Source organism: Bradyrhizobium sp. WYCCWR 12699, from assembly GCF_032144035.1.
Taxonomy (GTDB): domain Bacteria; phylum Pseudomonadota; class Alphaproteobacteria; order Rhizobiales; family Xanthobacteraceae; genus Bradyrhizobium.
In genome coordinates, this window is sequence record NZ_JAVTJN010000001.1 from 157,517 (window position 1) to 184,281 (window position 26,765).

At 65.5% G+C, this 26,765-nt stretch carries 25 protein-coding genes and 1 tRNA gene; 11 read left to right on the plus strand and 15 right to left on the minus strand.

Annotated features, from left to right (window positions below; translation table 11 throughout):
* Positions 1-70 precede the first annotated feature (70 nt).
* The 3 genes from RPS27_RS00775 (at position 71) to RPS27_RS00785 (ending at position 2,635) form a co-directional block, all read left to right on the plus strand.
* Positions 71-1,018, plus strand: a complete 948-nt coding sequence (locus RPS27_RS00775) for a sugar-binding transcriptional regulator (protein ID WP_212067335.1) — start codon at positions 71-73, stop codon at positions 1,016-1,018.
* 145 nt (positions 1,019-1,163) lie between these two features.
* A complete protein-coding gene (locus RPS27_RS00780) occupies positions 1,164-2,183 on the plus strand; it encodes a zinc-dependent alcohol dehydrogenase (RefSeq protein WP_194404231.1) in 1,020 nt (339 codons plus the stop codon).
* A 62-nt stretch (positions 2,184-2,245) separates the two neighbouring features.
* On the plus strand, positions 2,246-2,635 hold the full coding sequence (locus tag RPS27_RS00785) for an NUDIX hydrolase (RefSeq protein WP_212067334.1): 390 nt from the start codon (positions 2,246-2,248) through the stop codon (positions 2,633-2,635).
* Positions 2,636-2,684: 49 nt separating this feature from the next.
* Here the strand turns inward: RPS27_RS00785 and RPS27_RS00790 are convergent, their stop codons facing one another.
* The 6 genes from RPS27_RS00790 to RPS27_RS00815 all read right to left on the minus strand — a co-directional run bounded on the left by RPS27_RS00790 (position 2,685) and on the right by RPS27_RS00815 (position 9,507).
* Positions 2,685-4,304, minus strand: a complete 1,620-nt coding sequence (locus tag RPS27_RS00790; protein ID WP_212067333.1) for an inositol monophosphatase family protein — start codon at positions 4,302-4,304, stop codon at positions 2,685-2,687.
* 70 nt (positions 4,305-4,374) lie between these two features.
* Complete coding sequence (locus tag RPS27_RS00795) at positions 4,375-5,679, minus strand: ABC transporter substrate-binding protein (protein ID WP_211416052.1); 1,305 nt, start codon at positions 5,677-5,679, stop codon at positions 4,375-4,377.
* Positions 5,680-5,708: 29 nt separating this feature from the next.
* Positions 5,709-6,521, minus strand: a complete 813-nt coding sequence (locus tag RPS27_RS00800; RefSeq protein WP_374762339.1) for a carbohydrate ABC transporter permease — start codon at positions 6,519-6,521, stop codon at positions 5,709-5,711.
* Between the two features lie 62 nt (positions 6,522-6,583).
* Positions 6,584-7,513, minus strand: a complete 930-nt coding sequence (locus RPS27_RS00805; protein WP_212067332.1) for a carbohydrate ABC transporter permease — start codon at positions 7,511-7,513, stop codon at positions 6,584-6,586.
* The gene (locus tag RPS27_RS00810) at positions 7,510-8,676 is read right to left on the minus strand and encodes an ABC transporter ATP-binding protein (protein ID WP_211416054.1); all 1,167 of its coding nucleotides are present in this window, start codon (positions 8,674-8,676) and stop codon (positions 7,510-7,512) included. The genes RPS27_RS00805 and RPS27_RS00810 overlap by 4 nt, the downstream gene beginning before the upstream one ends.
* Before the next feature lie 6 nt (positions 8,677-8,682).
* On the minus strand, positions 8,683-9,507 hold the full coding sequence (locus RPS27_RS00815) for a metallophosphoesterase (protein ID WP_212067331.1): 825 nt from the start codon (positions 9,505-9,507) through the stop codon (positions 8,683-8,685).
* 586 nt (positions 9,508-10,093) lie between these two features.
* Between RPS27_RS00815 and dusA the strand changes: the two genes are divergently transcribed.
* The 4 genes from dusA to RPS27_RS00835 all read left to right on the plus strand — a co-directional run bounded on the left by dusA (position 10,094) and on the right by RPS27_RS00835 (position 13,596).
* Positions 10,094-11,080, plus strand: coding sequence for a tRNA dihydrouridine(20/20a) synthase DusA (gene dusA / locus RPS27_RS00820; protein WP_212067330.1), 987 nt, complete (start codon positions 10,094-10,096; stop codon positions 11,078-11,080).
* 96 nt (positions 11,081-11,176) lie between these two features.
* Positions 11,177-12,343: a cytochrome P450 gene (locus RPS27_RS00825; RefSeq protein WP_211416057.1), complete on the plus strand. Its 1,167-nt coding sequence runs from the start codon at positions 11,177-11,179 to the stop codon at positions 12,341-12,343.
* Positions 12,344-12,761: 418 nt separating this feature from the next.
* Positions 12,762-13,343: a flavin reductase family protein gene (locus RPS27_RS00830; protein ID WP_211416058.1), complete on the plus strand. Its 582-nt coding sequence runs from the start codon at positions 12,762-12,764 to the stop codon at positions 13,341-13,343.
* A 94-nt stretch (positions 13,344-13,437) separates the two neighbouring features.
* Complete coding sequence (locus RPS27_RS00835; protein ID WP_164718287.1) at positions 13,438-13,596, plus strand: hypothetical protein; 159 nt, start codon at positions 13,438-13,440, stop codon at positions 13,594-13,596.
* A 31-nt stretch (positions 13,597-13,627) separates the two neighbouring features.
* Here the strand turns inward: RPS27_RS00835 and RPS27_RS00840 are convergent, their stop codons facing one another.
* The 9 genes from RPS27_RS00840 to RPS27_RS00880 form a co-directional block, all read right to left on the minus strand.
* On the minus strand, positions 13,628-14,776 hold the full coding sequence (locus RPS27_RS00840; protein WP_211416060.1) for a M20 family metallopeptidase: 1,149 nt from the start codon (positions 14,774-14,776) through the stop codon (positions 13,628-13,630).
* Between the two features lie 178 nt (positions 14,777-14,954).
* Positions 14,955-16,340 carry a sigma-54 interaction domain-containing protein gene (locus RPS27_RS00845; RefSeq protein ID WP_194404219.1) on the minus strand — a complete coding sequence of 462 codons (1,386 nt, stop codon included), beginning with the start codon at positions 16,338-16,340 and terminating at the stop codon, positions 14,955-14,957.
* A gap of 39 nt (positions 16,341-16,379) precedes the next feature.
* Positions 16,380-16,730, minus strand: a complete 351-nt coding sequence (gene fliN / locus RPS27_RS00850; RefSeq protein ID WP_018641467.1) for a flagellar motor switch protein FliN — start codon at positions 16,728-16,730, stop codon at positions 16,380-16,382.
* Positions 16,731-16,733: 3 nt separating this feature from the next.
* Positions 16,734-17,357 carry a FliH/SctL family protein gene (locus tag RPS27_RS00855; RefSeq protein ID WP_211416062.1) on the minus strand — a complete coding sequence of 208 codons (624 nt, stop codon included), beginning with the start codon at positions 17,355-17,357 and terminating at the stop codon, positions 16,734-16,736.
* Positions 17,357-18,454 carry a flagellar motor switch protein FliG gene (gene fliG / locus RPS27_RS00860; RefSeq protein WP_194404217.1) on the minus strand — a complete coding sequence of 366 codons (1,098 nt, stop codon included), beginning with the start codon at positions 18,452-18,454 and terminating at the stop codon, positions 17,357-17,359. Before fliG ends, RPS27_RS00855 begins: the two co-directional genes overlap by 1 nt.
* Before the next feature lie 18 nt (positions 18,455-18,472).
* A complete protein-coding gene (fliF, locus tag RPS27_RS00865; RefSeq protein ID WP_211416063.1) occupies positions 18,473-20,086 on the minus strand; it encodes a flagellar basal-body MS-ring/collar protein FliF in 1,614 nt (537 codons plus the stop codon).
* Positions 20,087-20,280: 194 nt separating this feature from the next.
* Positions 20,281-20,556: a DUF1153 domain-containing protein gene (locus RPS27_RS00870; RefSeq protein WP_002714638.1), complete on the minus strand. Its 276-nt coding sequence runs from the start codon at positions 20,554-20,556 to the stop codon at positions 20,281-20,283.
* 401 nt (positions 20,557-20,957) lie between these two features.
* Entirely contained in the window at positions 20,958-21,665 is a 708-nt protein-coding gene (locus RPS27_RS00875) for a flagellar hook assembly protein FlgD (protein WP_212067327.1), read from the minus strand.
* A gap of 12 nt (positions 21,666-21,677) precedes the next feature.
* Complete coding sequence (locus RPS27_RS00880; protein ID WP_212067326.1) at positions 21,678-23,309, minus strand: flagellar hook-length control protein FliK; 1,632 nt, start codon at positions 23,307-23,309, stop codon at positions 21,678-21,680.
* A gap of 345 nt (positions 23,310-23,654) precedes the next feature.
* On the opposite strand from RPS27_RS00880, the gene mnmA reads away from it, so the two are divergent.
* The 4 genes from mnmA to RPS27_RS00900 all read left to right on the plus strand — a co-directional run bounded on the left by mnmA (position 23,655) and on the right by RPS27_RS00900 (position 26,459).
* Complete coding sequence (gene mnmA, locus RPS27_RS00885) at positions 23,655-24,836, plus strand: tRNA 2-thiouridine(34) synthase MnmA (protein WP_212067325.1); 1,182 nt, start codon at positions 23,655-23,657, stop codon at positions 24,834-24,836.
* A 241-nt stretch (positions 24,837-25,077) separates the two neighbouring features.
* Positions 25,078-25,716 carry a class I SAM-dependent methyltransferase gene (locus RPS27_RS00890; protein ID WP_212067324.1) on the plus strand — a complete coding sequence of 213 codons (639 nt, stop codon included), beginning with the start codon at positions 25,078-25,080 and terminating at the stop codon, positions 25,714-25,716.
* Between the two features lie 44 nt (positions 25,717-25,760).
* Entirely contained in the window at positions 25,761-26,117 is a 357-nt protein-coding gene (locus RPS27_RS00895) for a hypothetical protein (RefSeq protein WP_212067323.1), read from the plus strand.
* Between the two features lie 265 nt (positions 26,118-26,382).
* Positions 26,383-26,459: transfer RNA gene (locus RPS27_RS00900), tRNA-Met, on the plus strand.
* The last annotated feature ends 306 nt before the right edge of the window (positions 26,460-26,765 follow it).

Below are 26,765 nucleotides of genomic sequence, written 5' to 3' on the forward strand. Positions count from 1 at the left end.
GCCAACGAAAGATCGCCTCAAATGCTTCGACATCTGATTGTGCCTTGAGGCCGCTGCGGGGGGCTGCGCCGTGACTGATCAAACCATCCTGCGGGTCGCCTGGCTCTACTACATGGAGAACCTGACCCAGGCCGAGATCGGCGAGCGGCTCGGGCTGACCCGCGCCCGCGTCAACCGCATGCTGTCGGATGCGCGGCAGACCGGCATCGTCAACATCCGCCTCAACTCCGCCTTTGCGAGCTGCACGGAGCTGGAGCACCGCTTGCGCCGGGAATGCGGCCTCGAGGATGCCGTCGTCATCCCGAGCCCGGAGAATCCCGAGCAGGTCGGCAGCCTGATCGGAATGGCGGCCGGCGCGTATCTGTCCAAATTCCTCGAGCAAAAGCGTCCGCGCATCATCGGCATCGGATGGGGGGCGACCTTGCGCGAGACCATCCGTTACGTCACGCCGGCGGACTATCCCGATCTCTCCATCGTCTCCATGATGGGCGGCCTGTCGCGCGGACTCGAGCTCAACACCTTCGAGATCGCCGGTGAGCTCGCGCACCGGCTGCACGCCCAGTGCAGCTATCTGGCCGCACCGATCTTCGTCAGCAGCCGGCGCTCGCGCGACACCTTTTTGGCCCAGGAGGTCTATCAGGAGGTGCTGAACAGCGTTGAAAAGATCGATCTGGCGCTTCTGAGCATGGGAGACATGACGCCGCGCTCGCTGTTGATGCGGCATGGGCTGCCGCCGGACGTGCGCGCTGAGCAGCTGCGGGCGGCTGGCGCCGTCGGCGACGTCCTGGCGCAATTTCTCGACAAGACCGGCCGGCCCATCGATCACAACATCAATAGCCGCGCCATTGCGATGCCGCTCGACAAGCTGGCGCGCGTGCCGACGTCGATGCTGATCGCCGGAGGGCTCAACAAGGCGCCGATCATCGCTGCGGTGCTGCGCGGCCGGATCGGCAAGGTGCTGGTGACCGACGAGAACACCGCCATCGCGGCGCTGAAGCTGATCGACAAGCAGAAATAGCCGTACTTTCCGCCTATGACATCCGCCGTGGGCCCCCCTGTCCACGCGCGGCCGACGTGCGCCGAAAGGCCTGCAAAAGCATTTGTCACCGTGCTGTTACATATGTAATATGCCGGAGACAATTGCTCAGAAGGATGGCGTCGACATGCGCGCTGCGGTGCTCCAGGACATTCGTGATATCCGCGTCCTCGATATTCCCGAGCCGAAGCCGCTCGCGGAGGACGAGCTCATCATCCGCGTCAAGGCAGTCGGCGTCTGCGGCAGCGATCTGCACTCCTATCTCGAGGGCGGAACAACCGGTCCGACGCAAGTCAGGCCGTTCGTCCTGGGTCATGAATTCTCGGGTGTCCTCACGCCGGACTCGGCGCGCAAGGCGGGGTTCTCGGCCGACGCGCTGGTGGCGGTCGATCCTTCCATTCCCTGCGGCCGTTGCGAATGGTGTCACCGCGGGCACACCAATCTCTGCCCCAATGTGAAGTTCCTGGGTTACGCGCCTCACAACGGCGCCATGGCCGAATTCGTCTGCGTGCCCAAATCGGCCGTGCATCTGGTGCCCGACAGCATCGATCCCGCCGGCGCAGCGATCCTGGAGACGCTCGGTGTCGCGATCCATGCGATGGATCTGGCGCGTCCGCGGCTGCTGGAAAGTGTGGCGGTGCTCGGCTGCGGGCCGGTGGGACTGCTGCTGGTGCAACTGGCGCGGCTCGCAGGCAGCGGCAAGATCATCGCGATCGACCCGGTCGAGCAGCGTACCGCACTGGCCTGCGACCTCGGTGCGGACGTGGCATGCCGCAGCTACGCCGAGGTCGGCGAGGCCACCGAAGGCCGCGGCGTCGATCTGGTGATCGAGGCGACCGACTCCTCGCACGGCTTCGAGCATGCGGCGCGTTGCGCCCGTATCGGTGGTCGGGTGGTTCTCGTCGGCATCCCCGAGAACAACCAGTACATCCTCAGCGGCGCGGAATCGCGCCGGAAGGGCCTGTCGATCAAGTTTTCACGCCGCATGCCGGAGGTCTATCCGCGGGCCATTGCCCTTACGCAGTCGGGGAAGATCAAGCTGGCGCCGCTGGCCACGCATCGCTTCTCGCTCGACCAGACGCCCGCCGCATTCGAGCAGCAGGTCGCGCGGCGCGATGGAATCATCAAGGCGATCATCTGCCCGTAGACGGAGCGTCATCGTCAAGAGCCTGGTGCAGTGGAGCAGGCACAGAAGCAGGACCGGTCGTGATGGCGAAATCGTCGAAGTTGGTCGTCGCCCGAAAAGGGCGCGTGCTGATGGTGAGACGCAAGCGCGACGGGCTCTGGATGTTTCCCGGCGGCCGCAGGCGGGCAGGCGAGAGCGACAGGAGCTGCCTTCGTCGCGAGATCAAGGAGGAGCTTCCCAAGCTGAAGCTCGGGCCGTTGAAACTCTGGAAGGAAGTCAAAGCGAGGAAGAGCCGGACCGGCCGGCGGATGAGCGATGCGATCTTCCTGGCCAAGAAGGTGTCGGGGCGCCTGAAAGTCGGCGACAAGAAGGAGATCGACCGGGCGGTCTGGCGCAAGCCGCGCGGCGCCAGACTGACGCCGACCTCGCGCTACATCCGCGACAAGCTGTTTCCAGGGCGCGGCCGCCGCTAGGTCGCTTGCGCCAGACGATGAGCGAAGGTTCGTCGTCCGGAACTGCTCGTCATTGCAGCGCCCGGCGCAGGAGGGCGAGCAGCTCCTCGTGGATCAATCCGTTTGAGGCGATCTTGTCGAGATCGTCGTTGCGGCACGGCCGCCCCGTCAGTGTCGTGACCTTTCCGCCGCCGGCCCACACCATCGGCATCGCGGCCGCGTGCGAGACGATGTCGGCTTTCAGGGAGACAAAGCCGTCCAGGCGACCCGAGGCGACCATGGTCGTCTCGAAGGCGCCGGAGACGACGATACGCACGCCGCGCACCACTTTGCCGAGCAGTTCGATCACGCGCGTCGTCCGCTGGACCTCGTCGGGCGAAAAATGCGAGGTCAGGATCACCGAGATCACCGCATCCGACAGTGAACGTGTCGTGGAAACGCGTGCCGGCAAGCCGTCGATGGTCGTGCCTTCTCCCGCGAGATAGCGCGCCGTCAGTCCGATCTTGGGCGCGTTGATCAGGCCAAGCTTCGTCTCGCCGTCGACCTCGTAGGCGACCGTCACGGAAAACCACGGCAGCCCCCGCGCGTAGTTGATTGTGCCGTCGAGCGGATCGATGATCCAGCGCGCAGCATGGTCCCCGGGGCTCGCGCCGCTCTCCTCGGCCAGGATGCCGGCCTCCGGCGTCAGCGCCTTCAAGCCCGCGACCACGATCGCTTCGGACGCGAGATCCGCCTCGGTGACGATGTCGAGATGGTCCTTGCGCTCCGTGCGCAGCGGCGTGGATTGCATCGCGACCAGCCTGGCCGCCGCCTCGCCGACGACGGCCTCTGCTCGCCTCAGCAGTGCCGGGAGGCCGTCGCCCCGGTCCGTTCCCGGATGGTCTTGGCCGGCCGCGATCTCGAATGGGCGACCGTAGTCTCCGACCGGAACGAGGTGGCTGCTGATGCCCGTGTCCGGCCGCCAGCAGTGCAAGGCAAATCCCGGCGGCTCCATGATGAAGCGATTGCCGTGACCGGGCCGCAGGTCGAGCGCAACCTGGTGCGCCGTGCTGGGCGCCACATAGCCCACGGTTCCCGCATAGCGCGCCGTGATCGAGCGGTGATAGTGACCGCACAGCACGCGTTCGATTTCGGGATGGTCTTTGATGATTGCGTCGAGCGCGTCGGCCCCGAGGAGGCGTAGATCGTCCATCCCGTCGGCCCCGACCAGGAACGGCGGATGATGAATCACGACGACCGTCGGCTTGCCGCGCCCGGTCGCGAGCGCGTCGCGCAGCCATTGTTGCCGGGCCGCGCAGAAGGTGCCGTGGATCTTCCCGGCCTCGACGCTGTCGAGGAAGATCAGCCGGACCGGAAAATCGTCCACGACGAAATTGATGAAGCCGTCGGACGGAAGATAGCGGTGACGAGAGCGTAGCGAAGATATCAGCTGCTCGCGGCGGTCGTGGTTGCCGGGAATGACGAACACCGGCATCGGCAGCCTGGTCAGGCCGGCGGCGACGATCTCATATTCCTCTTCGAGCCCGCCATCCGTGAGGTCGCCGCTGACCACGACGCAATCGGGCCGCGGATCGAGCCTCAGCACGGCGTCGATGGTGTCGTGAAACATCGCGTTGGTATCGACGTCGCCGTAAGCGAGCTTGCCGAGCGGTCGGACGTGCAGATCGCTCAGCTGGGCAATGATGAACACAGAATTCCGCCTCCGAAGGGAACAGTAGCGGCCAGCGCCAGGCCGCTTGCCGCAATCGATCGTCCGCTGCCTACGAACTCTTCATCAAGGCGTTGCTTTCCTTGACCATGCGATCGAGCCCTGCCTCGGCGGTCGTTTCGCCGCGCATGACGGCATGGATGATCTCGCGCTGCGTACGCCAGATCTTCACGGATTGTCCGCCTGGATAGCCCTGCCACGGCTTCGCGCGCTCGATCTGCTGCGACACGGTACGGAAGTTCGGGTTCTTGTCGTAGAACGGGGCCAGGAATTCGGGCCCTGAAGCGCGCAGATTGGTCGGCATGTAGCCCGTCGTCTCGACCACGATCTTCTGCGCTTCCGGTCCGCTCACGAATTTCAGGAACTCCCAGGCGGCCTGCTGCTTCGCCGGATCCTTCGCCGTGATGATCGCCGCGTTGCCGCCGGTGGGCAGCCCACCCTTCTGCTTGTCGTCGATCGGGAAGGTGCAGGTGCGCAAGGTGAACTTGTCGCCGATCAGGTCGGTGACCTGGCGCAATCGGGCCGGCGTGTCGGCGAAAATGCCGATCTTCCCGGCGATGAACTGCTGGCGCGAGGAGTCCCAATCGATCAGCGGCATCTTGGCATCGGCCACGAACCGCCGGCAATGGGTCAGGGCCTTCAGTCCGGCGTCGTTGCCGAATCCGGCTGCGGTTTCCGACGCATCGAGCATCTGGCCACCACCTTGCAGGATCAGCGAACGGAACAGCCAATCGTCGGGCCAGTCGTGGATGTTGTAGGCGATGCCGGCGACGTCGGCCCCCTTGCTCTTGATGCTGACGGCGAGGGCGATCATGTCCGTCCAGTTGTCGGGCATCTTGTCGGGATCGCCGCCCGCTTCCTTCACGAGCTGCGCGTTGAAATAGATGATCGGCAGCGAGGCGTTGAACGCGAGGCCGTAGATCTTGCCGTCGACCGCCCCGAGCGCCAGGATCCCGTCGGAATAATTGGCCTTGCGCCAGGCGGCGTCCTCCTTCTGCAGCATCGGAGCAACCTCGGTGATCTGGTTGCGTTTCACCAGCGTGCGCACCAGCTCGGCGAGCAGGTGATAACCGGAATAGTAGACGTCCGGCAGCTGGTTGGTGACGGCCTGCCGCAGCATGGTCTGATGACCTTCGTCATAGCTCGCCGCCGGCGCCCGGAACTGAATCTTGATGCTCGATTGCCGCTTCATGAACTCCTGGGCGATCGGCTCATGGAATTTCGCGAAGGCGGGAAAGGCATAAAGCACATCCAGCGTCACGTCTTGCGCGTGGGCCGACCGTGTCAGGAACGGGCTGGAAAGTGCGCTCGTCCCGACGGCGGCGGCGCTCTTCAGGAGGTCTCGGCGATGCAGCATGACGGTGTCTCCCCTGGCAGTGGTTGAAGTCATTTGATTCCGGTCATCGTGATGCCGGCAATGAAATGCCGCCGCGCGATCAGGAAGGCGATGACGAGCGGTGCCGTGATGATGGTGGCGCCGGCGGCGAGCGCCCCGTAATTCGAGCCCAGCTCGGAATCGGCGAAATACATCATGCCGAGCGGCGGCGTCGCGAGCTTGGTGTCGGAGACGACGATGAGCGGCCAGTACAGGTCGTTCCAGTGCGCCACGACGGAGAAGATCGAAAACGCCGCGATGGCCGGCCAGGCGCTCGGCACCACGATGCGCCACACGATCTCGAACTCGCCGACGCCGTCCAGCCGCGCGGCCTGGATGATCTCGTCCGGATAGGACTTGAAGAACTGGCGGAACAGGAAGATCGCGAACACCGACAGGAAGAACGGCATCATCATCGAGAGGTAGGTGTTGAGGATGCCGAGCTCGGCGAATGCGATGTAGAGCGGGAGGGAGGGCGCCTGGACCGGAATGCAGAGTCCGAGCAGGACCAGCGAAAACAGGATCGGCCGTCCCGGAAACCTCAGCTTGGCGAGCGCATAGGCGCAAGGGATCGCGACCAGAAGCTGGACGACGAGGATGCCGCCGCAGACGATGAGGCCGTTGAGCAGGAAGCGCAGCAGCGGCGCCGTGCTCAAGGCAGATTCGAAATTCTGCCATCCGTAGAACTGGCGCGGCCAGAGCCGGAACGTCGCCTCGAAGATCTCGCCCGGCGGCTTGATCGCGCTCGTCAGCATGAAGACGAATGGCAGCAGCATGAAGACGGCGCCGCCGATCAGCACCGCGTGGACGAACGCAAGCGACACGAGGCGCCGTATCCGGATCGTGACCGGCGCAGGCGGGCGGGCGATCGTGGCCGATATGCGCGTCAATAGTGCACCCGTCGGTCGAGGATGAAGGTCTGCAGCACCGAGAACACCAGGGTGAACGCGAGGAAGACCAGCGTGAGCGTCGCCGCATAGCTCATGTGAAAGTACTGAAACCCCTCCAGATAGATGGCATAGAGCAGCACTTCCGATGCGCCTCCGGGGCCGCCACGCGTCATCACCGCAACCGTGTCGAAGATCTTGAACGCCGTGATGAACGTCGTCACGGTCACAAACATCGTCGTTGGACCAAGCATCGGCCAGGTCACTTTCAGGAAGCGGTCGATGGGATGGCTCGCGCCGTCGATATCGACGGCTTCATAGAGGTCGCGAGGGATCGCCGAGAGACCGGCAAGGAACAGCACCATGTTGAAGCCGATGAGCTGCCAGATGCCGATCGCGGCGAGCGTCGGGATGACGAGGCGCGGCTCGCTCAGGAATGCCGTCTCGGCGAAACCCAGCCCCTTGAGGGTCTGATTGATCAGTCCCAGGGTCGGGTGCAGCAGGAACTGCCACATCGTGGCCATCGCGATGAGCGTCGAGGTGACGGGAAGAAAATAGATGACCTCATAGAGGCTGCGCGTGCGCTTGCGCTGGTGGATCAGGATTGCGACGAGCAGCGAGATCAGGACGCCGCCGGGCACGACGATCGCCACGTAGAGCAGCGTATTGGTCACCGAGCGGCGGATCACGGGATCCTGCAGCGCCGTGCTGAAATTCTTGAGGCCCACGAACGCGAAGTCGAGAGCGCCCAGCTCGTAATTGGTGAAGCTCAGAAAGCCGAGAGCCGCCAGCGGCGCCAGATTGGTCAGGACCAGCAGGATGAAGGCGGGTGCTGCGAAGCCCAGGCCCGCGAACCGTTCGATCCAACGCTGGCGGCTGGCTGGCGGCGCCGCGGTGAGCGGGGTGATTTGAGCCGCGACCGCGTTCATCGGGCCTCGCTCGCGCGGCGTGCGTCGCGGCCGGCCGCATTGCGGCTCTCCACCTCGATACGGCGGCCTTTGTTGTCGAACACGTGACAATCCCGCGCCTCGAAGGCGAGCGTGACCTCGCCCTCGGGAACGGGCATGTCATTGTCGATCCGGCAGAGTACCGGCACCTCCGGAGAGGTCACGAGGTCGAAGTGGAGGATGCTTTCCGAGCCGAGGTTTTCTCGGCGCCGGAACCTGCACGGAACGGTGCACGGACCGCCCCCGATTCGCATCGCTTCCGGACGCACGCCGATCGTCAGTTCCGCAGCCGGCACGTTGCGGATATCGATCGGCAGCGTCCGGCCGAGCAGCTCGACCCGGCCGTCGGGGCCCACGCAGGCCGGAAACAGATTGATCGCCGGACTGCCGATGAACTGCGCGACCGCGGTCGTGGCGGGCCGTTCATAGACCTCGGCGGGTGTGCCGAGTTGGAGGATGTCGCCGTGATCCATCACGGCCAGCCGATCGGACATCGTCATCGCCTCGATCTGGTCGTGTGTCACGTAGACCATCGTGGCGCCGAGACGCGCGTGCAGCTCGGTCAGCTCGCCGCGCATGTGCACACGCAGCTTGGCGTCGAGATTCGACAATGGCTCATCCATCAGGAAAGCTTGCGGATGACGCACCATGGCGCGGCCGAGCGCGACGCGCTGCCGTTGTCCGCCCGAAAGCTGTCCGGGACGGCGATGAAAGAAGGTGTCGATGCGAAGCTGCTCCGCGACGGCCCGCACCTCACGCGCGATCTCGTCAATCACGCGCCTGCGGCGCAGCGACAGATGACGCATCAAGGGCAAGCGCTCGAACAGGTTCAGGCGCGTCATGGTGAGCGGCAGCGCGATGTTGTCGAACACCGACATGTGGGGATAGAGCGCGTAATTCTGGAACACCATGGCGATCCTGCGCTCGTGAGGCCGCAAATGGTCGACCGAGGTCCCGCCGATCGACACCGAACCGCGATCCTGCGATTCCAAGCCGGCGATGATGCGCAGGAGCGTGGACTTGCCACATCCGGAGGGACCGACCAGTGTCAGAAACTCGCCGTCCGCAATATCGAGATCGATGTCGTTGAGGACCGCCGTGTCGCCGAAAGTCTTCCCGATGCCGCGCAATGTGAGGCCGGCCATCGCGGATCACGCCTCAGCTTCGCGCGGCGGATACACCTCGTGCACCACGTCGTCGATCCAGTAATCGGTGAGGCCCGGCACCGGGCGAATGCTCACGTCGATGTTGTCGCCGTCGATGTCGTAGATCACGGCTCCGAGCCGCGCGGCGCCGCCCATCGGCGGCGCCAGTTTCTCGCCGACCAGAAAGCCGGCCGCCGGGCCCCAGACGTAGTGCGTGCCGTTCAGCCGAATTTCGTGCCAGCGATGCAGATGTCCGCTGGCCACGATCTCGACCCGATGGCGTTGCAGCAAATCGAGAAGGGCCCGACGCGGCTCCGGCTTGACCGACCAGTATCCGGTGTCGGCCTCGGTCGGTGACTCGATGAACAGCGGCCGATGCGTGAACCAGGCGATGCGACGCCCCGCGGCATCGGCCATCGCGGCCTCGAGCCATTCGGTCTGCCGCGCCTCCTCGGGGCCGCCGCCGAAGATCATCGAATTGAGCCCGATCAGGCGCCAGCCGTCCACATCGCGCAGCCAGTGGTCGTCACCGAAGTGGCGGCGAAAGCGATCGAGCCGCTCCTCGTTCACGGGCTGGTGTGGATTGCCGACTTCGCCGACGTCATGATTTCCGGGAACCGCCACGACGGGGACACCGAGCGAGGCCAGTTGGGCGGCGCAAAATGCCGCGTCTGTCTCCTGATCCGCCGCATCGACGGTCACGTCGCCGGTGTGGATGACGAGATCGGGCTTCTGTTGCGTGATCCAGCGCGCAAGGGGCGCCCAGTTTGCCTCGAAGTGCTGCTTGCTCGGGCTGAGATGCGTATCGGAAATCTGAACAACTCGGACCATGACGCCTCTGCTGTGGGTCGCGTGTCACGCCGTGCGTCGACCGCGCAGCGGTCTCTCGCTCGTTTCGAAACGCGCTGCTTCTCGCCGCGCGGGTTGGCGGTGATTGCCATCGTGGGATCTGAGGTTTTTGGCGCACTCCCTAGCTGACGATCGTTTTGGCGGATCGTGCTCTTTTGATCGAATATACATATGATCTAGCGCCGTGACAAATGTAATATGCCGGCGACCATCCGCGTCGGCGCGCAGGCAGGCAACGTCTTGCGCATGCGAGGGCGACCCCCGCGCTTTGCCGCGAATTGCTCAGCTCCGCATTGCCGTGGACATCATTCGGCGTCCACATGGCCGAACAGACGGGATTGAAGCGGATCTCCAAGCGCGCGTGCTCGAGGGCCGACGATGCGCGTCCTGCGAGTGGCGCGTGCGCTCCCGCTGCACAAGCGTAACGGCCTGCACGAAGACGCGATTTCCGCTTCCAATTCATGCCTATATGGTTCTAGAAGAGCCGGATTGCGGCAGCCTCGTCAAACCAGATGTCTCAATCGGTCTCATCACGTGAGCGCCGGCAGAGGCAGAATATCTCAGTGAAATGAACGGCTTGGATCGTAGATTTTCTATCGCCCCCATGATGGACTGGACTGACCGGCATTGCCGGGTGTTCCACCGCCATCTGACGCGGCGGGCGTTGCTCTATACGGAGATGCTGACGACCGGGGCCATCATTCACGGTGACCGCGAGCGGCTGCTTGGGTTCGACGCGGTCGAGCATCCGGTTGCGCTTCAGCTCGGCGGGTCGGATCCGCGTGACCTCGCGCAAGCTGCGCGGATTGGCGAGGCGTTCGGCTATGACGAGATCAATCTCAACGTCGGCTGCCCGTCGGACCGCGTGAAGGACGGCCGCTTCGGCGCGTGCCTGATGGCTGAGCCGGAGCTGGTGGCGAGGTGCGTCGAGGCGATGAAGGGTGCGGTTGCGATTCCCGTCACGGTGAAATGCCGCATCGGGATCGACGACCAGGATCCCGAAGCGGCGCTCGATGCGCTTGCGCGCGCGGTGGTCGCCGCCGGCTGCGATGCGCTGATCGTGCACGCCCGCAAGGCCTGGCTCAACGGTCTGTCGCCGAAGGAAAATCGCGACATCCCGCCGCTCGATTACGACCGCGTCTATCGGCTCAAGCGCGCGATGCCCGGCGTACCCATCATCATCAATGGCGGCATCCCCGGGATAGAGGAAGCGAAGGCGCATCTCGACCATGTCGACGGCGTGATGCTCGGCCGCGCCGCCTATCAGGAACCGTGGCGGTTGCTCTCGGTCGATTCCGAGATTTTTGGCGAAGCGCCCCCGCATGACTCCATGCAGGCCGCGCTCGAGGCGGTGATGCCCTATATCGAGCAGCAGCTCGCACGCGGCACGCGGCTGCACGCGATCACGCGGCATTTCGTCGGCGCATTTCATGCCGTGCCCGGCGCCCGGGCCTTCCGTCGCCATCTCGCCGAGCAGGGCACGCGGCCGGGCGCCGGCGCTGACGTGCTGAGCGATGCGATCGCCAAAGTCGCATTCGGACAGGTTGCGGCCTAGAAGCTGCACCCAACGCGCCTGTCCCAATCGCTGGGGACAGACGGAGGCGCCTGGATACGCTAGGTCTCGGCAGGGGCTACAGCAAGGGAGCGAAGCTTGAGCACCGCGCCGCGCATCGACATCGATCCCGCCGCATTCTGGGCCGATCCCTATCCCATGCTCGCGAAAATGCGGAAAGAAGCGCCGATTGCCTTCGTGCCGCAGCTCGGCTCGACGCTGCTCACCTGCCGCGACGACATCTCGATCTCCGAGAAGCAGATCGACGTGTTCTCCTCGCACCAGCCCGCCGGCCTGATGAACCGCCTGATGGGCCACAACATGATGCGCAAGGACGGCGAGGCGCATCAGGTCGAGCGCCGCGCGATGTTCCCGACGGTGTCGCCGAAGACGGTGAAGGCGCATTGGACCGCGCAGTTCCAGGCCCATGCCGACCGCATCCTCGCGTCGATCGCGCCCGGCCGGGTCGATTTGATGCGCGACTTCGCGTTGCCGTTCTCCGGCGAATGCCTGAAGTCGATCACCGGCCTCACCAATATCGGCTTTGCGGACATGGACGCCTGGTCGCAAGGCATGATCGAGGGCATCGCCAACTATGCCGGCGATCCCGCGGTCGAGGCGCGCTGCCATGCCGCGACGTCGGGTATCGACGCTGCGATCGACGACATCCTGCCGGTGCTGCGCAAGCATCCCGACCAGAGCATCCTCGGCGTTCTCCTCGCCTCGGGCATGCCGATGGAGAGCGTGCGCGCCAACGTCAAGCTCGCGATCTCGGGCGGGCAGAACGAGCCGCGCAAGGCGATCGCTGGCACGATATGGGCGCTGCTGACCCATCCCGAGCAGCTCGATCTCGTCAGGCGCGGTGAAGTCTCCTGGCTGCAGGCGTTCGAGGAATATGCCCGCTGGATCTCGCCGATCGGCATGTCGCCGCGCCGCATCGCAAAGCCGTGGAGCATCCGCGATGTGTCATTCGAAACCGACGAGCGCGTGTTCCTGATGTTCGGCTCCGCCAATCGCGACGAGAAGCATTTCGACCGCGCCGATCAGTTCGACGTGCGCCGCGACGTGACCAGGAGCGTCGCGTTCGGCGCCGGCCCGCATTTCTGCGCCGGCGCCTTCGCCTCACGCGCCATGATCGCCGACGTCGCGCTGCCGACCTTGTTCGGACGGGCAAAGATGCTGGAGATCGCCGACGACGAGGAAGTGCGGATCGGTGGCTGGGCGTTTCGCGGACTGCAGAATCTGCCGGTGCGGTGGATGCATTAGACCTGCAGGCCACGGTGGCGCCACTCCGCGATCATGCCATCATGCTCCTGTTTTGCCCGACGGAGCAAACGCATTGCCTGAGGCCGACTAGCCTGCAGCGTAAGTGATTGATTCCGTTATCGCCGGCTACTTTGCATGGGGTTGTTTTTCGCCTTTTGTGTCCGGCCCCAACCAAACGGCCCTCACATTTGCGTGCGGAAAGATTTGCCTGCATTTGCCTCGCCGATTGAACGATTGATCGTGTCGTCGGGCGCGCGGCAGCATGCGCATTGTTCTTCGTTGAGAGATCTCGACAAGTGCAGCTGACCGCACCATCGTTTTAAGTGCGCTAGGTTCGGAGCCGGTTAGCGGCGAGCCACTTGTTATCGGCGGACGATCGTACCTAAATAGAGGGAACCCCGCTTCGGGGAGCAATGCCATGAATGTAGTGCCCCGCGATCTCATGACTGAAATCCCCGTCTCGTCCGCCGATTTCCGCGGCGCCATGCGCCATCTCACCGGCGGCGTCAGCGTCATCACCGCCGGCAGGGGCAAGGACATCACCGGCATGACGGTGACCTCGGTGACCTCGCTGTCGGTCGAGCCGCCGACGCTGCTGGTCAGCATCAACCGCGATGCCTCGTCCTTCCCCTTGATCCGGCGCCACGGCGCCTTCGGCGTGAACATCCTCAACGCCGACCAGCTCGATGTCGCCGAGCGCTTTGCCGGCAAGGGCGGGCTGAAGGGCGCCGATCGTTTCAAAGGCGCCAAATGGGCGACGGCGGTCTCGGGCGTGCCGCTCCTGGTCGGCGCGCTGTCGGCCTTCGATTGCGAGGTCGAGGAGATCATGGAGCGCCACTCGCACGGCATCGTCATCGGCCGTGTCAGGGACATCAAGAGCTCGATGCGTACCGCGGCGCTGGCCTATTGGCACGGCCAGTATGTGGCGGTCGACCAGGACGAAGACGCCGCAAGGCTCGCCGAAGTCAGCCTTCCCGCGCACGGCCGGCGCGGCGCTTGATCGCTGCCCGAGGAAGCGCAGGCTGGCCTTTTCCGCCTCATCGCTCTAGAAGCGGCCAGAGCCTCCCGGTTCGGGATGGCCATGGAGCGGATCGATGAAGCGCATCGCGACCTTCGCCTTCTACGCCGTCGGCGCGCTCGCGATCGCCTATCTCGCGCTCTATGCCTATGCGATGTTCTCTGGCCAGCCCGTGATCATCCCCGGCGACCCCATCCACATCTTCCGCAAGCCGGATGCGCCGAGTTATTCGTGAGACGCGGGCGGGCATGACGGCGGAGCCTTGGCTACCCCCGCAAAATCGCCAGCGCCAGGGCCTGCGCGCGCGGCACGATGCTGTCGATCTCGAGATATTCCTCCGGCGTATGCGCGAGGCCGCCGACCGGGCCGAGACCGCAGATGGTCGGCGTGCCCACGGCGGCGGTGAAGCCGGAATCCGCGCAGCCGCCGGAGAACTCGCCCTGCAGGGTGGTGAGGCCGACCTGCCGCGCGGCCGCCTGATAGCCTTCGAACAGCGTCTTGGACTCCGCACTCTGCACCACCGGCACGAACTCGCCCTTGATCGTCAGCGCTGCGCTGGTGCCCGGCACGTAAGACGTCGCGACGATTTTTTCGATCGCATCCATCACCCGCGCACGATCCGCCGGATCTACATAGCGCAGGTCGATCTGGCCCTCGGCGGAGGGCGCCGTGGTGTTGACGGACTGCCCGCCCGAGACGAGGCCGACATTCAGCGTGATGCCCTTGTCGAGATCGGTCAGCGCGTGGATCTGCACGATCTTGTGCGCGAGCTCGCCGATCGCGCTGACGCCCGCCGCGAAGTTGGCGCCGGAATGCGCGGCTTTGCCGGTGATGGCCAGATGCATGAAGATGCCGCCCTTGCGCCCGGTGACGACGTTGCCGGTGGGGCGGCCCGGCTCGGAATTGAACACGGCGCGGGCGGAGCGGCCTTCGCGCTCGATCACGGGCCGGGAGGAGGGCGAGCCGATCTCCTCGTCGGAGGTGATCAGCAGCTTGATCGGATGCGGGTTGCCGCCGAATTTGTGGAAGGCGGTTGCGACGAACACGTTCATGACGAGACCGGACTTCATGTCGGCGACGCCAGGCCCGTAGGCGCGCCCATCCCTGATGGTGAACGGCCGGCGCCCGGCCTCGCCCTTGCCGAACACGGTGTCGCGATGTCCCATCAACAGCACCGGCTTCTCGTTGCTGCCGGGCTTCACCACCTCGGCATGGATCGCATCGCCGAAGGTGGCGTTGGCCTCGCGGCGGCACGGAATGCCGTGCTCGGCAAAATGCCGCTCGAACCGCGCCCCGACCGCATCGACGCCGTCCTTGTCGTAGGAGCCGGAATCGATGTTCACGACATCGCGGAGCAGATCGACCATCGCCTGCCGCTGCGATGCCAGCCAATCCGTGATTTGAGCTTCAGACATGTGGTTCCTCGCGTGGTTCTCAGGCGGGGTTATAGGACTTTGCTCCCGGGCGTCCTAGTCGCGTGGCGCGATCCCGTTATGCGACGAGCGCTCTCAATGACGAGGTTGGCAGCTTGCTCCACAACAGAAATGCCCGGGACCAGCCCGGGCATTCGTTGCCTCAACCAGCGTGAGGTGTTTACGCCCCCATCATCGGCACCCGCGGATATTCGCCGGGCGTGCCCGCCGGCGGGATCGGGATGCCGCCGTCGGAATATTCATTGAGCTTGTTGCGCAGCGTGCGGATCGAGATGCCGAGGATGTTGGCGGCATGGGTCCGGTTGCCGAGGCAGTGCTTCAGCGTCTCCAGGATCAGGTCGCGCTCGACGTCGGCCACGGTGCGGCCGACCAGCGCGCGCGTCACCTGCTCGGCGGCCATGGTGGCGTGAGCGACGGCGGGGGGCGTCTTGGCGAGGTCGAGACGGTCGCCGTCGGGCGTGATGATGGCGTCGGCGCCGATCTCGTCGCCCTGCGCCATCAGCACCGAACGGTGCATGGTATTTTCGAGCTCGCGGACGTTGCCCTGCCAGCGGTTGGCCGAGAGCACGCGGCGCGCTTCCGCCGAAATCGGGCGCAGCGGCACGCCGTTGGCCTCGGCGTATTTCTTCACGAAATGCTGGGCGAGCTCCAGGATGTCGGCGGGGCGCTCGCGCAGCGGCGGGATCTTCAGGTTCACGACGTTGAGGCGGAACAGCAGGTCCTCGCGGAACGTGCCCTCGCGCACGGCTTCCGCCAGATTGCGGTTCGAAGTCGCGATGATGCGGATGTCGACGGGCACTGGCTTGGTGCCGCCGACGCGGTCGATCACGCGCTCCTGGATCGCGCGCAGCAGTTTCGATTGCAGGCGGACGTCCATCTCGGAGATCTCGTCGAGCAGCAGCGTGCCGCCGGTGGCCTCCTCGAACTTGCCGATGCGGCGCGCGACCGCGCCGGTGAAGGCGCCCTTCTCGTGGCCGAACAGCTCGGATTCCAGGAGATGCTCGGGGATCGCGGCGCAGTTGATCGAGATGAAGGGACGCTTGGCGCGGGCCGAGCGGGTGTGGACGTAGCGGGCCAACACCTCCTTGCCGGTGCCGGACTCGCCGGTGATCATCACCGAGGCGTCGGAGCCCGCGATCTGCTGCGCCAGCTTGATCACCCTGGCCATGGCTTCGTCGCGGTAGATCAGCTCGCGGGAATCGTTGGCGACGGCGGCCAGCACCGCGGCGATCAGCTCGGGGTCGGGCGGCAGCGGGATGTATTCCTTGGCGCCGGCATGGATCGCGGCAACCGCGGCGCGGGCGTCGTTGGTGATGCCGCAGGCGACGATCGGGGCGTGGATGTGCTCGGCCTCCAGCCGCATCACGAGATCGCGGATGTCGAGGGCGACGTCGACCAGCAGCAGGTCGGCGCCCTTGCCGCCGCGCAGCACGCGCATCGCCTGGTCGTGATCCTCGGCGTGGGTCACTGTGGCGCCGTTGTCCATCGCGATCTTGGTGGCGGTGGTGAGCTGGCCCTTCAATGTGCCAACGATGAGAAGCCGCATGTCAGTCTCCTGTCCGTCTGGTCGCGCCTTCGCGCGTTATCAAGTGCGTTCGGTCTTGATGATTTCGGTCATGGTCACGCCGAGCTTGTCCTCCACCAGGACGACTTCGCCGCGGGCGACCAGCTTGTTGTTGACGTAGATGTCGATGGCTTCGCCGACGCGGCGGTCGAGCTCGAGCACGGTGCCGGGTCCCAGCTTCAGCAGCTCGCTGACGTCCATCTTGGAACGGCCGAGCACGGCCGAGACCTGCACGGGAACGTCGAACACGGCCTCGAGGTCGGCGGCGGCGCGCGCCGCATATTCGTCCTCGTTGTAGCCGACATCCGTGCCGGCAGGCGGCATCGGGCCGTTGAGATCGGGCAGCGGGACCTGTCCGTCGGTGTCGCTCATGGGTTAACTCCCCCTGCGGGACGCGATGTAGCGTCCGACCATTTCGTCGATCTTGGCCGCGATGGCGCCGCGCTCCAGCACGACGCCGCCATCGGCCCATTCGATCCGGCAGTCGCCGGTGGCAATCTCCGGCTCGGCCAGGATCACCAGCCGGCCCTCGAAGCCGCTCTGCTTGGCGAGCCGCTCGATCTTCTCGCGGGCGGCGTCGTAGAGCGCATCGTTGATGCGGACGACGAGATGCGGCGTCGCGACCAGATGCGAGAAGCAGTCCTTGACCAGCGCGACGATCTCGCCGAGCGGCTCGGCGGCAACGAGATCGGCGCACAGCTTGCGCGCGACCGCCACCGCGACGTCGACCGCCTCGGTTTCCATCTTGGTTTCGATGTTGCCGATGCCGGCCGCGATGCCGCGGACGGCGATATTGATCTCTTCCATGGCAAGCGCGACGCGGCGGTCGCTCTCGGCCTTGGCTTCGTGCTGGCCGGCGGCAAAGCCTTCCTGATAGGCGCGCGCTTCGGCTTCCGCGACCTTCTGGGCGATCTCGGCGGCGGTCGCGGCCTTCTCGCGCGTCGCCCGCTCGGGCGCCGCGAAGTCGGTATCGAACAGGAATTTCGCCGGAGCGGCCATCAATACACCAGTTCGTCGTCGGCGCGGTTCTTGGTCAGCATGATCTCGCCCTTGGCGGCGAGGTCCTTGGCGAGGTTGACCAGAAGCGCCTGGGCCTCGTCGACGTCGCGCAGGCGGACCGGGCCCATCGCCGCCATGTCGTCCTGGAGCATCTTGGCCGCGCGCGAGGACATGTTGCCGAAGAAGAAGTTGCGGACGTCCTCGTTGGCGCTCTTGAGCGCGACGCCTAGCTTGTCCTTGTCGACGTTGCGCATCAGGGTCTGGGCCGATCCGGAATCCAGCTTGACGAGGTCGTCGAAGGTGAACATCAGCGCCTTGATGCGCTCGGCCGATTCCCGGTTGTCCTCCTCCAGCGAGGTGATGAAGCGGGTTTCGGTCTGGCGGTCGAAATTGTTGAAGATTTCAGCCATCACCTCGTGCGCGTCGCGGCGGCGGGTCTGGGACAGATTGGACATGAATTCGGTGCGCAGCGTCTTCTCCACGCTCTCGATCACCTCCTTCTGAACCGCTTCCATCTTCAGCATGCGGTTGACGACGTCGAGCGCGAGATCCTCGGGGAAGATGCCGAGCACGCGCGCGGCGTGTTCCGGCTTCAGCTTCGACAGCACCACCGCGATGGTTTGCGGATATTCGTTCTTGAGGTAGTTCGCGAGGACCTCTTCCTGCACGTTGGAGAGCTTCTCCCACATGTTGCGGCCGGCAGGGCCGCGGATCTCGTCCATGATGCCGTTGACCCGCTCCGGCGGCAGATATTGCTGGAGCAGGCGTTCGGTGGCGTCGAAATTGCCCATCAGCGCGCCGGAGGCCGACATGCGCGAGACGAATTCGAGCAGCATGTCCTCTACGGTGTCGACCTCGACGGTGCCGAGCGTCGACATTTCCAGCGAGAGCTGGCGCACTTCGTCGTCGTCGAGCAGGCCCCAGATCTTGCCGCCATATTGCTCGCCGAGCGCGAGCATCAGGATCGCGGCGCGCTTCGGTCCGGACAATTGTTCGGCCGGCTTGCCGTCCTTTGCCCTTGTGTTGGCACGCTGACCGAGCGTGGAGATCACGCTGGTGATGTCGTTGCTGTTGGCGTTTTGCAATGCGGCGGCCATGTCAGTTCACTTCTCGTATTACTTTGCGGATTCGCTCAGCCATTGGCGGACGATGGCGACGGTTTCGTTGGGGTTGCGTTCGGCGAGCTCGCCGACGCGATGAACGGACTGGGCGTGGACCTGGCCCTGGATGGTGGCGACGTCGATCGCGCTGGCGGCGCCGCTCGGCAGGAGGGCCTGGCCCGAGGCGGGCGCGGCCTCTTCCGAGGCGGCGGGGCCGGCGAGGACGCCGGAGATGGCGGCGGCCATTTCGTCGGAGGCGAGGATGCGCTTGACCAGCGGGCGGATCACCAGGAACAGCACGATCAGGCCGAGCAGCATCATCACGCCGAGCTCGACGAAGTACATGACGTCGTCCTTGGTGAACTGCAGCATGCCGAGCAGGCCGCCGGGCTCGCCGATCGGAGCGGTGGAGGGTGCGTCGGCAAAGCGCAGATTGACGACCTCGACCTGGTCGCCGCGCTTCTGGTCGAAGCCGATGGCCGAGCGCACCAGCGCGGCGATGCGGTCGAGCTGCTCCTTGGTGCGGTCCTGATAGGCCAGCTCGCCCTTGTCGTTCTTGGAATAGATGCCGTCGACCAGCACCGCGACCGAGATGCGGTTGACCCGGCCGGCCTCGGTCACCTCGGTCTTGGTGGTGCGGGAGATCTCGTAATTGTTGGTCTCTTCGGTCTTCTTGCTCTGGTCCTTGGCCGCGACGCCGTTGTTCTGCTGGTTGCCGGGCAGCTCGTTGTTGACGGTGACCTGGCCGTTGTTGTCGGCGGTCATGCTCTGCTCTTCTCGGGTCTGGCTCGAGCGCAGCACGCGGCCCTCGGGATCGTACTTGTCCGAGGTCTGGGTGACCTTGTTGAAGTCGAAATCGGCGGAGAGCTGCACGCGGGCGCGGCCCGAGCCGACCACCGAGGAGACGATCTCCTCGACCTGCTTGCGCATCCGCTTCTCGAAGGAGATGCGGCGCTCGTCGCCGACCGCCTGCTCCGGATCGGCTGCCGCGCCGTCGGCCAGCAGCTGGCCGGCCTCGTCGACGATCGAGACCCGCTGCGGCTTGAGGCCGTTGACGGCGGAGGCGACGAGGTGGCGGATGGCGCGGATCTGCTGGGCTTCCAGCGAGCCGCGGACCCGCACCACGATCGAGGCCGACGGCTCCGGCGCCTCGCGGGCGAACAGCGGACGCTCGGGCAGCACCAGATGGACGCGGGCGGCCTGGATGCGGTCGATGGCGCGAATGGTGCGGGCGAGCTCACCTTCCAGCGCACGCAAGTGATTGATGTTCTGAACGAAAGAGGTGGTGCCGAGCGCGTCCGACTTGTCGAACACCTCGTAGCCGACGCCGCCGCCCTTGGGCAGGCCGCCCTCGGCGAGCTTCATCCGCAGCCGCGTGACCTTGTCCTTGGGCACCATGATGATGGAGCCCTCGTTGCGGATCTCGTACTGGATGCCCTGGCGCTCCAGGTCCTTGATGATGCCGGAGGAATCCTCGACGCTGAGGTCGGTGAACAGCGTGGTCATCTGCGGCGTGGTGACGCGCATGATGACGAACGCGAAAAAGCCGATGAGCGCGGCGGTGACCGCGATCATCGCCGCGAACCGGGCGGCTCCGATACTCTTCAAAAAGTCCGCAAGACCTTGCAAGCAACCGCCCCAACAGATTCGGCCGCTTTCACCGGAAAGGCCGACTGGGCAATTATTGCCTAGGGGATGGTTTCGATATGGTTAACGAAGGTTAAGAGGTCGGACAAAAGTAGCGCCAAAGACCAAATATGAAAAAAATCGGCCCCGCGAGGCGAGGCCGATTTTCGTCAAAAGCCGCAGTTTTCCGGATCGCCTTACTGGCGATATTGCTGGATACGGGTGGTTCGAAGACCCGCCAGACCATGCTGGTCGATGGAAAACTGCCAGGATAGGAATTCGTCGACCGTCAGGGTATAACGGCTGCAGGCCTCCTCGAGCGAGAGAAGTCCACCACGGACGGCGGCGACAACTTCGGCCTTGCGGCGGATGACCCAGCGTTTGGTGCCGGGTGCAGGCAGGTCCGCGATCGTCAACGGACTGCCGTCCGGCCCGATGACGTATTTTACCCTCGGGCGATGGGGTTCTGTCATGGCGTACTCACAAACTCTCAACCACTGAACTCACATCCGTAACCCTACGCCCGGCGGCTTAAAAATCCGCTAAGCCTAAGGCTTCAATACAATTCTCGTTGAAAATGCTGAAACGACGCCATGTCGGCCGGCGGATCGGGTGACATCCGGGCCGGTCGAGGGGTCTTCTTAATACTTTACTAACGAACGAGGCCCTTCAAGGGCTCTCTCAGCCGTCGTCCCTGCGAAAGCAGGGGACTCCTACCGCGTGATCTCTCGATGGGTCGCGCGTGGCAGCACCAAGAAAAATTTCCTAACTACGAGTCTTCGCCAAATTCCTCCCCGGGGTTATGGATCCCCGCGCCGGTGCGCAATTGTGCACGAGGCGGGGATGGCACCGACTATGTAGCTCGTGCCCGAGCCTAATTGCTGCTCGTCGCGATGATGCTCTTGACCTGGCTCAGCGTGTAGCTGGCGCCGTCGATGGTGAGCAGCGGCGGCGACTGGGTCAGGTCGACGGACGACACGGTGCCCTGCACCTGCGCGGCGATGCCGACATTGTTGTTCGCGACGTCTTTGCCCGTGGCCGTGATCGTGTACTTGCCGTCGGGCCATTGAGTGCCGTCATTGCCCTGGCCGTTCCAGGTGAAGGGGATGTCGGTGCCGGCGGCGGCGGTATATTTGCCGGTGAACACGGTCTGGCCGCTGGCATTGGCGACGGTAATGTCGACGGTAGAATCCGTGGGCACGTTGAGATGCCAGGTGGCCGACGAGCTCTTCATGGTCGCGGTCGAACCGTCGACCAGGGCGGTCTTGCCGACGAAGCCCAGCGCCTGGGTCGCCTGCGTGGTCTGCTGCAGGGTGACGAGCTGGGACAGCGCATCGTTGGTCTTGAGCTGCTGCTCGACGCCGGCGAACTGCACCAGCTGCTGGGTGAACTGGTTGGTGTCGAGCGGATCCAGCGGGTTCTGGTTCTGCAGCTGCGTGGTCAGCAGCGTCAGGAAGGTCTGGAAGTTGCCGGCGAGCGTCGATCCCGTGGTCGAGCTCAAGGAGTTCGACGAGGAGGATTTCGGCAGGTCCGTCGTCCCGGAGATGACAGCAGGGGCGGTAGCGCCAGTCGTGGTTGTCATGTCGAATACTCCTTACACTCTGATATCGACGCCGCTGCTCGGCCCGTACATGCGGCCGTAGCCGCGCCCGACGGGTGCGGCAGCGACAGTGTCGTCCTCGCTGATGATCAGCCGGCGGGCATTGCCGCCATTGTCGTTGTTCTGGCCGGAGTTCTGGCCCGATGAATTCTGGTCGCGCAGGCTGAAGGACAGCCCGTTGCTGCCGGTCTTGAGGCCGGCATCGTCGAGCGCGCGCTGCAATTGCGGCGCGTCCTGGCGCAGCATCTGCAGTGTCTCCGGCTTCTCCACCGTGAGATGCGAGGTGACGTTGCCGGCGCGGTCGACATGGATGCGCACGTCGATGCGGCCGAGCTCGGCCGGATCGAGGCTGATGTCGAAGCGGGACCTGCCGGAGCGGATCGCGGCCGCGATCTCGACCGGCACGCCGCTGATTGGCACCGCCGTGGCGGTCGCCGCGGTCGCGGTCAGTGTCGCGGTCGATGCGGACGCGATCGAGGTCGTGTTGGTCAGCGGCGCCTGCACGGCGGAAGCGGCCTGCGCGTTCGCATCGGTGGCATTGAAGGCGGCCTGCGCATTGGCATGGGCCTGGGCGGCCGGTGCCGCCGGAATCGCGTCGGGGCTGCGGTCCGCGGCGCCCGGCTTGGTCTCGGTCGCCGCGTCATCCGCCTGCGGCTTGGGGCCTTGCGGATGCGCGGCGGCGTTGGCCGTCGCAATGCCCGGTGCTTGCGTCGGGGCGGCGTTCGCCTTGCCGGTGTCCTGGCCGATATTGGAGACGTCGGACTGTCCTTGCGCGGTGGCGACGGCCTGGAACGAGGTCTTCGGCGTGCCGGGATTGACGGGGATCAGTCCGCTGGTCGGCTTGGCGTCGGCGGTGACCTCGTCGGTTGCGCCGGTCGCCGCGTCGGCCAGCGTCGCCGACGTGTCGGCATCCACCTTGGCGCTGGCGGTCTTGGCGCTCTTGTCGCCGGGCGTCGCATTGTCGGCCTTGGTGCCCGCGATCTGCGCCGCGGTCGAGGCGCTGGCGGCAAGGCCTGCGGCGGCGATCGTCAGCGGCGAGGAGGTGGCGGCCTGGGTCGCAGCCGCGTTCGGATCGGTCGGGACCACAGGCGCGGCCACCACGATCGCGTTGGGATCGGGCACGGCGACCTGCGCCGCATCGGTCGGTGCGATTGCCGCGGGATCCACGGCGGCGGCGAGCCCGTCGGTGGCCTCGGCCTTGTCGCCCTTGGTCTCCTCGGACGCGTCAGCCGATTTGGCGTCGGATGTCTCGGACTTGTCCTTGACCTTGTCCTTGGCCTTGCCGGCGTCCTTGGCCGGGTCGGCGGTGGCGTCGCCCGTCTTGTCGTCCCTGGCGGGGGCCGATACGTCGGTGTCGTCGCTCGCCTTGCTCTGCGAGGATGGATCCGTGGATGAGGTGTCGCGCGGGCCCTTGTCCTGGGAGGACGAGGACAAATCGCTCCGCCGCGGCGCGCTGTCCTGAGCCTGCGAGGCCACATTGGTGCTGATCGCCTGGGCGTTGCTGTCGACCAGCGACCCGAAGCTGTCGTTCGCGGGCGCCTCTTTGGCGCTCTGCGAGCGGGCAGGCTTTTGTTGCGTGCTCGAAACTTGCACGCTTGCCGCGACTTCTGAAGTACGACCGACCACAGGCGACCCCTTGGAAACATCTTCGGCATCAAGGGAGCAAGGAGCGGGCCAGCATCGCAATGCGTGATTTTATATAATAAAATCAGTGGCTTGATTGGTTTCGGACGCCGCAGCCGGGCCCGCCGCGACCCCGCCATTTCTGCCTCCCCGGCAAGAATTGCCCTAAGCTGGCCACCCCCGTGATTGCTTCACCGGAATGCCGCCTATATTAAAGAGGTTACTCTCAGCCGCTTTCGACCGGGCAGATGTGCCTTTCGGGAACTAAAGTTCCCGGGGATCGCCGATGTCCCGCGAGAAGCAAGAAATCGCGGGTCGCCGCGCGCCGCCGTCAACCCTTGAAGGCCCATGCTCAACAGTCTGGATCTCGAAGGCCGTCCTGAGGACACCAGGGTCGTCGTTGCCATGTCGGGCGGCGTCGATTCCTCGACGACGGCTGCGCTGTTGAAGGCGGAAGGCTACGACGTCGTCGGCATCACGCTGCAGCTCTACGATCACGGCGCGGCGACGCACCGCAAGGGCGCCTGCTGCGCCGGCCAGGACATCCACGACGCGCGCGACGTCGCGGCCAAGCTCGGTATTCCCCATTACGTGCTCGACTACGAGGATCGCTTCCGCGAGTCCGTCATCGACAATTTCGCCGATAGCTACGCGCTCGGCGAAACGCCGGTGCCGTGCATCGAGTGCAATCGCTCAGTCAAGTTCCGCGACCTCCTGAAGACCGCGCGCGAGCTCGGGGCGCAGGCGCTTGCCACGGGCCATTACGTCGCCTCGCGGCGCCGCGAGGACGGCTCGCGCGCGCTGGTCTGCGCGGCCGACGCCGACCGCGACCAGAGCTATTTCCTGTTCGCGACGACGCAAGAGCAGCTCGACTTCCTGCGCTTCCCGCTCGGCGACATGACCAAGCCCGAGACGCGCGAGCTCGCGCGGCGCTTTGGCCTGTCCGTCGCCGACAAGCACGACAGCCAGGACATCTGCTTCGTGCCGACCGGGCGCTACACCGACATCATCACGCGTCTGCGGCCGAACGCGATGGACCCCGGCGACATCGTCGATCTCGACGGCCGCGTGCTCGGCCGGCACAACGGCATCGCCAATTTCACCATCGGCCAGCGCCGCGGGCTTGGCATCGCAGCCCACGCGCCGCTGTATGTGGTGCGGCTGGAGGCAGCTCACCGCCGCGTCGTCGTCGGCCCGCGCGATGCGCTGAAGATGCACCGCATCGCACTTCGCGACGTCAACTGGATCGGCGACGGCGACATCGACCGCGCCATCGGCGGCGGCCTCGAACTATTCGTTCGCGTGCGCTCGACCCGCTCGCCGCAGCCGGCCTGGCTGCGCGGCGGCAATGGCCATTACGAGGTCGAGCTCGTTGCCGGCGAGGAGGGCGTCTCGCCCGGCCAGGCCTGCGTGTTCTACGACGCAGCCAGCGGGCAGGCGCGCGTGCTCGGCGGCGGCTTCATCCAGAGCGCCGCCGCGAAGGTCGGCGGTGCATCGGCGCGCCCGCTTGCCGAAGCGGTTCGCGGCTAATCTTGCCGAGATCGGCCCCAACTGCTACCGCGAAAGAGGTGCACCCCCTCTCCCGCTTGCGGGGGAGGGTAAGGGAGGGGGCTCTCTCCACCAGCGATATATCGCGAGCGGAAAGAACCCTCACCCGGCGCTGCGCGCCGACCTCTCCCGCAAGCGGGAGAGGCTCTAGGCCGCGCACGGAGTTGGATCTGATCTCACCAATGATCATTACCGAATAGAAGCGTTCAGGCAGGGCAGGGGCATGGCAGCAGACATCTCGCGGGCGGGGGTCGAGAAGGCCTATGGCCGCTGGGCGCCGGTCTATGATCTCGTGTTCGGCAAGGTGTTTGACGCCGGACGGCAGTCGACCATCGCAGAAGCCGACCGCATCGGCGGCCGCGTCCTCGACGTCGGCGTCGGCACCGGGCTGTCGCTGTCGGACTATTCGCGCACCACGAAGATCTGCGGCGTCGACATTTCCGAGCCGATGCTGCGCAAAGCGCAGGCGCGCGTGCGGAGCTTGCGCCTCTCCAACGTCGAGGTGCTCTCGGTGATGGACGCGAAGAACCTCGCTTTCCCCGAAAACTTCTTCGACGCGGTGGTCGCGCAGTACGTCATCACGGCCGTGCCCGATCCCGAAGGTACGCTCGACGAGTTCGTGCGCGTGCTCAAGCCGGGCGGCGAGCTGATCCTGGTCAACCACATCGGCGCCGAGAGTGGTCCGCGCAAGCTGTTCGAGCTGGCCTTCGCGCCGATCGCCCGCCGCCTCGGCTGGCGCCCGGAATTCCCGTGGGCCCGCCTCGTGAACTGGGCCGCCAGGCACGGCGGAATCACGCTGGCCGAACGCCGCCCGATGCCGCCGATGGGGCACTTTTCGCTGATCCGCTACCGCAAATCGTGATCATGTGCCGGGAACGCGCGCCGTGATCGGCGCGTTTCCCTCCCATGCGCACGACATCAAACATCATCCTGGCTGGCCTCCTGATCGCCGCTTCCGGCGGAGCGATCGCCCAGGCCCCGCCCGCCCCGGCGACGCCGCCGCAAGCGACCGCGCCGCCATCCCCGCAACATGCCGCCAACTGCGCCCCGCAGGACCGGCCGGGCCGCTCGTCGGACGGCACCACCACCGGCCAGTCCCGGGAACCGCTCGGCGACAAACTGGCCAAGTCCGACGGCGTGCTCTGCCCGCCCTCCGGCGTCGACCCCGACATGCACGCCCCGGCCCCCGACAGCGGCGGCAACACCCCGGTGATCCCGCCCCCCGGCAGCCCCGGCGGCGACCCCAACGTCAGGCCGAAATAGCGCGCCGTACTCCAGATTGCGTCATGCCCGGGGTTGTCCCCGGGCATCCGCGTTCTTGGGGCCCGCAAATCGAGGCGTGGGTGGTCGGGGCAAGTCCGGCCATGACGAACTCATTGAAAAAGATGCCATATTCGTAAGGCACTTGCCCCACGATAGCCTTGGCGAAGGCGGAAAAAGGCGGCCGCTTTGCTTGACTTCCCGCCGCCCCCTTCTTTATATGCCGCGCGTTCGCGAGATCGGCCGTCGCAGCCGTTCGCGACCCTGTGGCGGGGTAGCTCAGCTGGTTAGAGCACGGGAATCATAATCCTGGGGTCGGGGGTTCGAGTCCCTCTCCCGCTACCACGTACCTCCCACTGTTATGGTGGGCCTCCGGAGAGGCCTCCCGCCTATCCAGCGTGGCGAGTCTCCCCTTCACATCGAGTTCGAAGCCCTTCCAGGGTCCCTTTGGCTGGACAGTGACGCTGTGCACGGAGGTTCGGTAGATCATTCTGCGATTGACCGATTCTCTGACGACCGGAATGATCTCGCGGGCGCCTGCCGGTCCTTTTGCGCGGACGTCTCGTCCGGTCTGCGCGTCGGGTGCGATACAGAGCGCGGTGCCTGAGGCGGAACGTGCACGAAGTTGGGAGTGGTCTTGGCCTCAACATT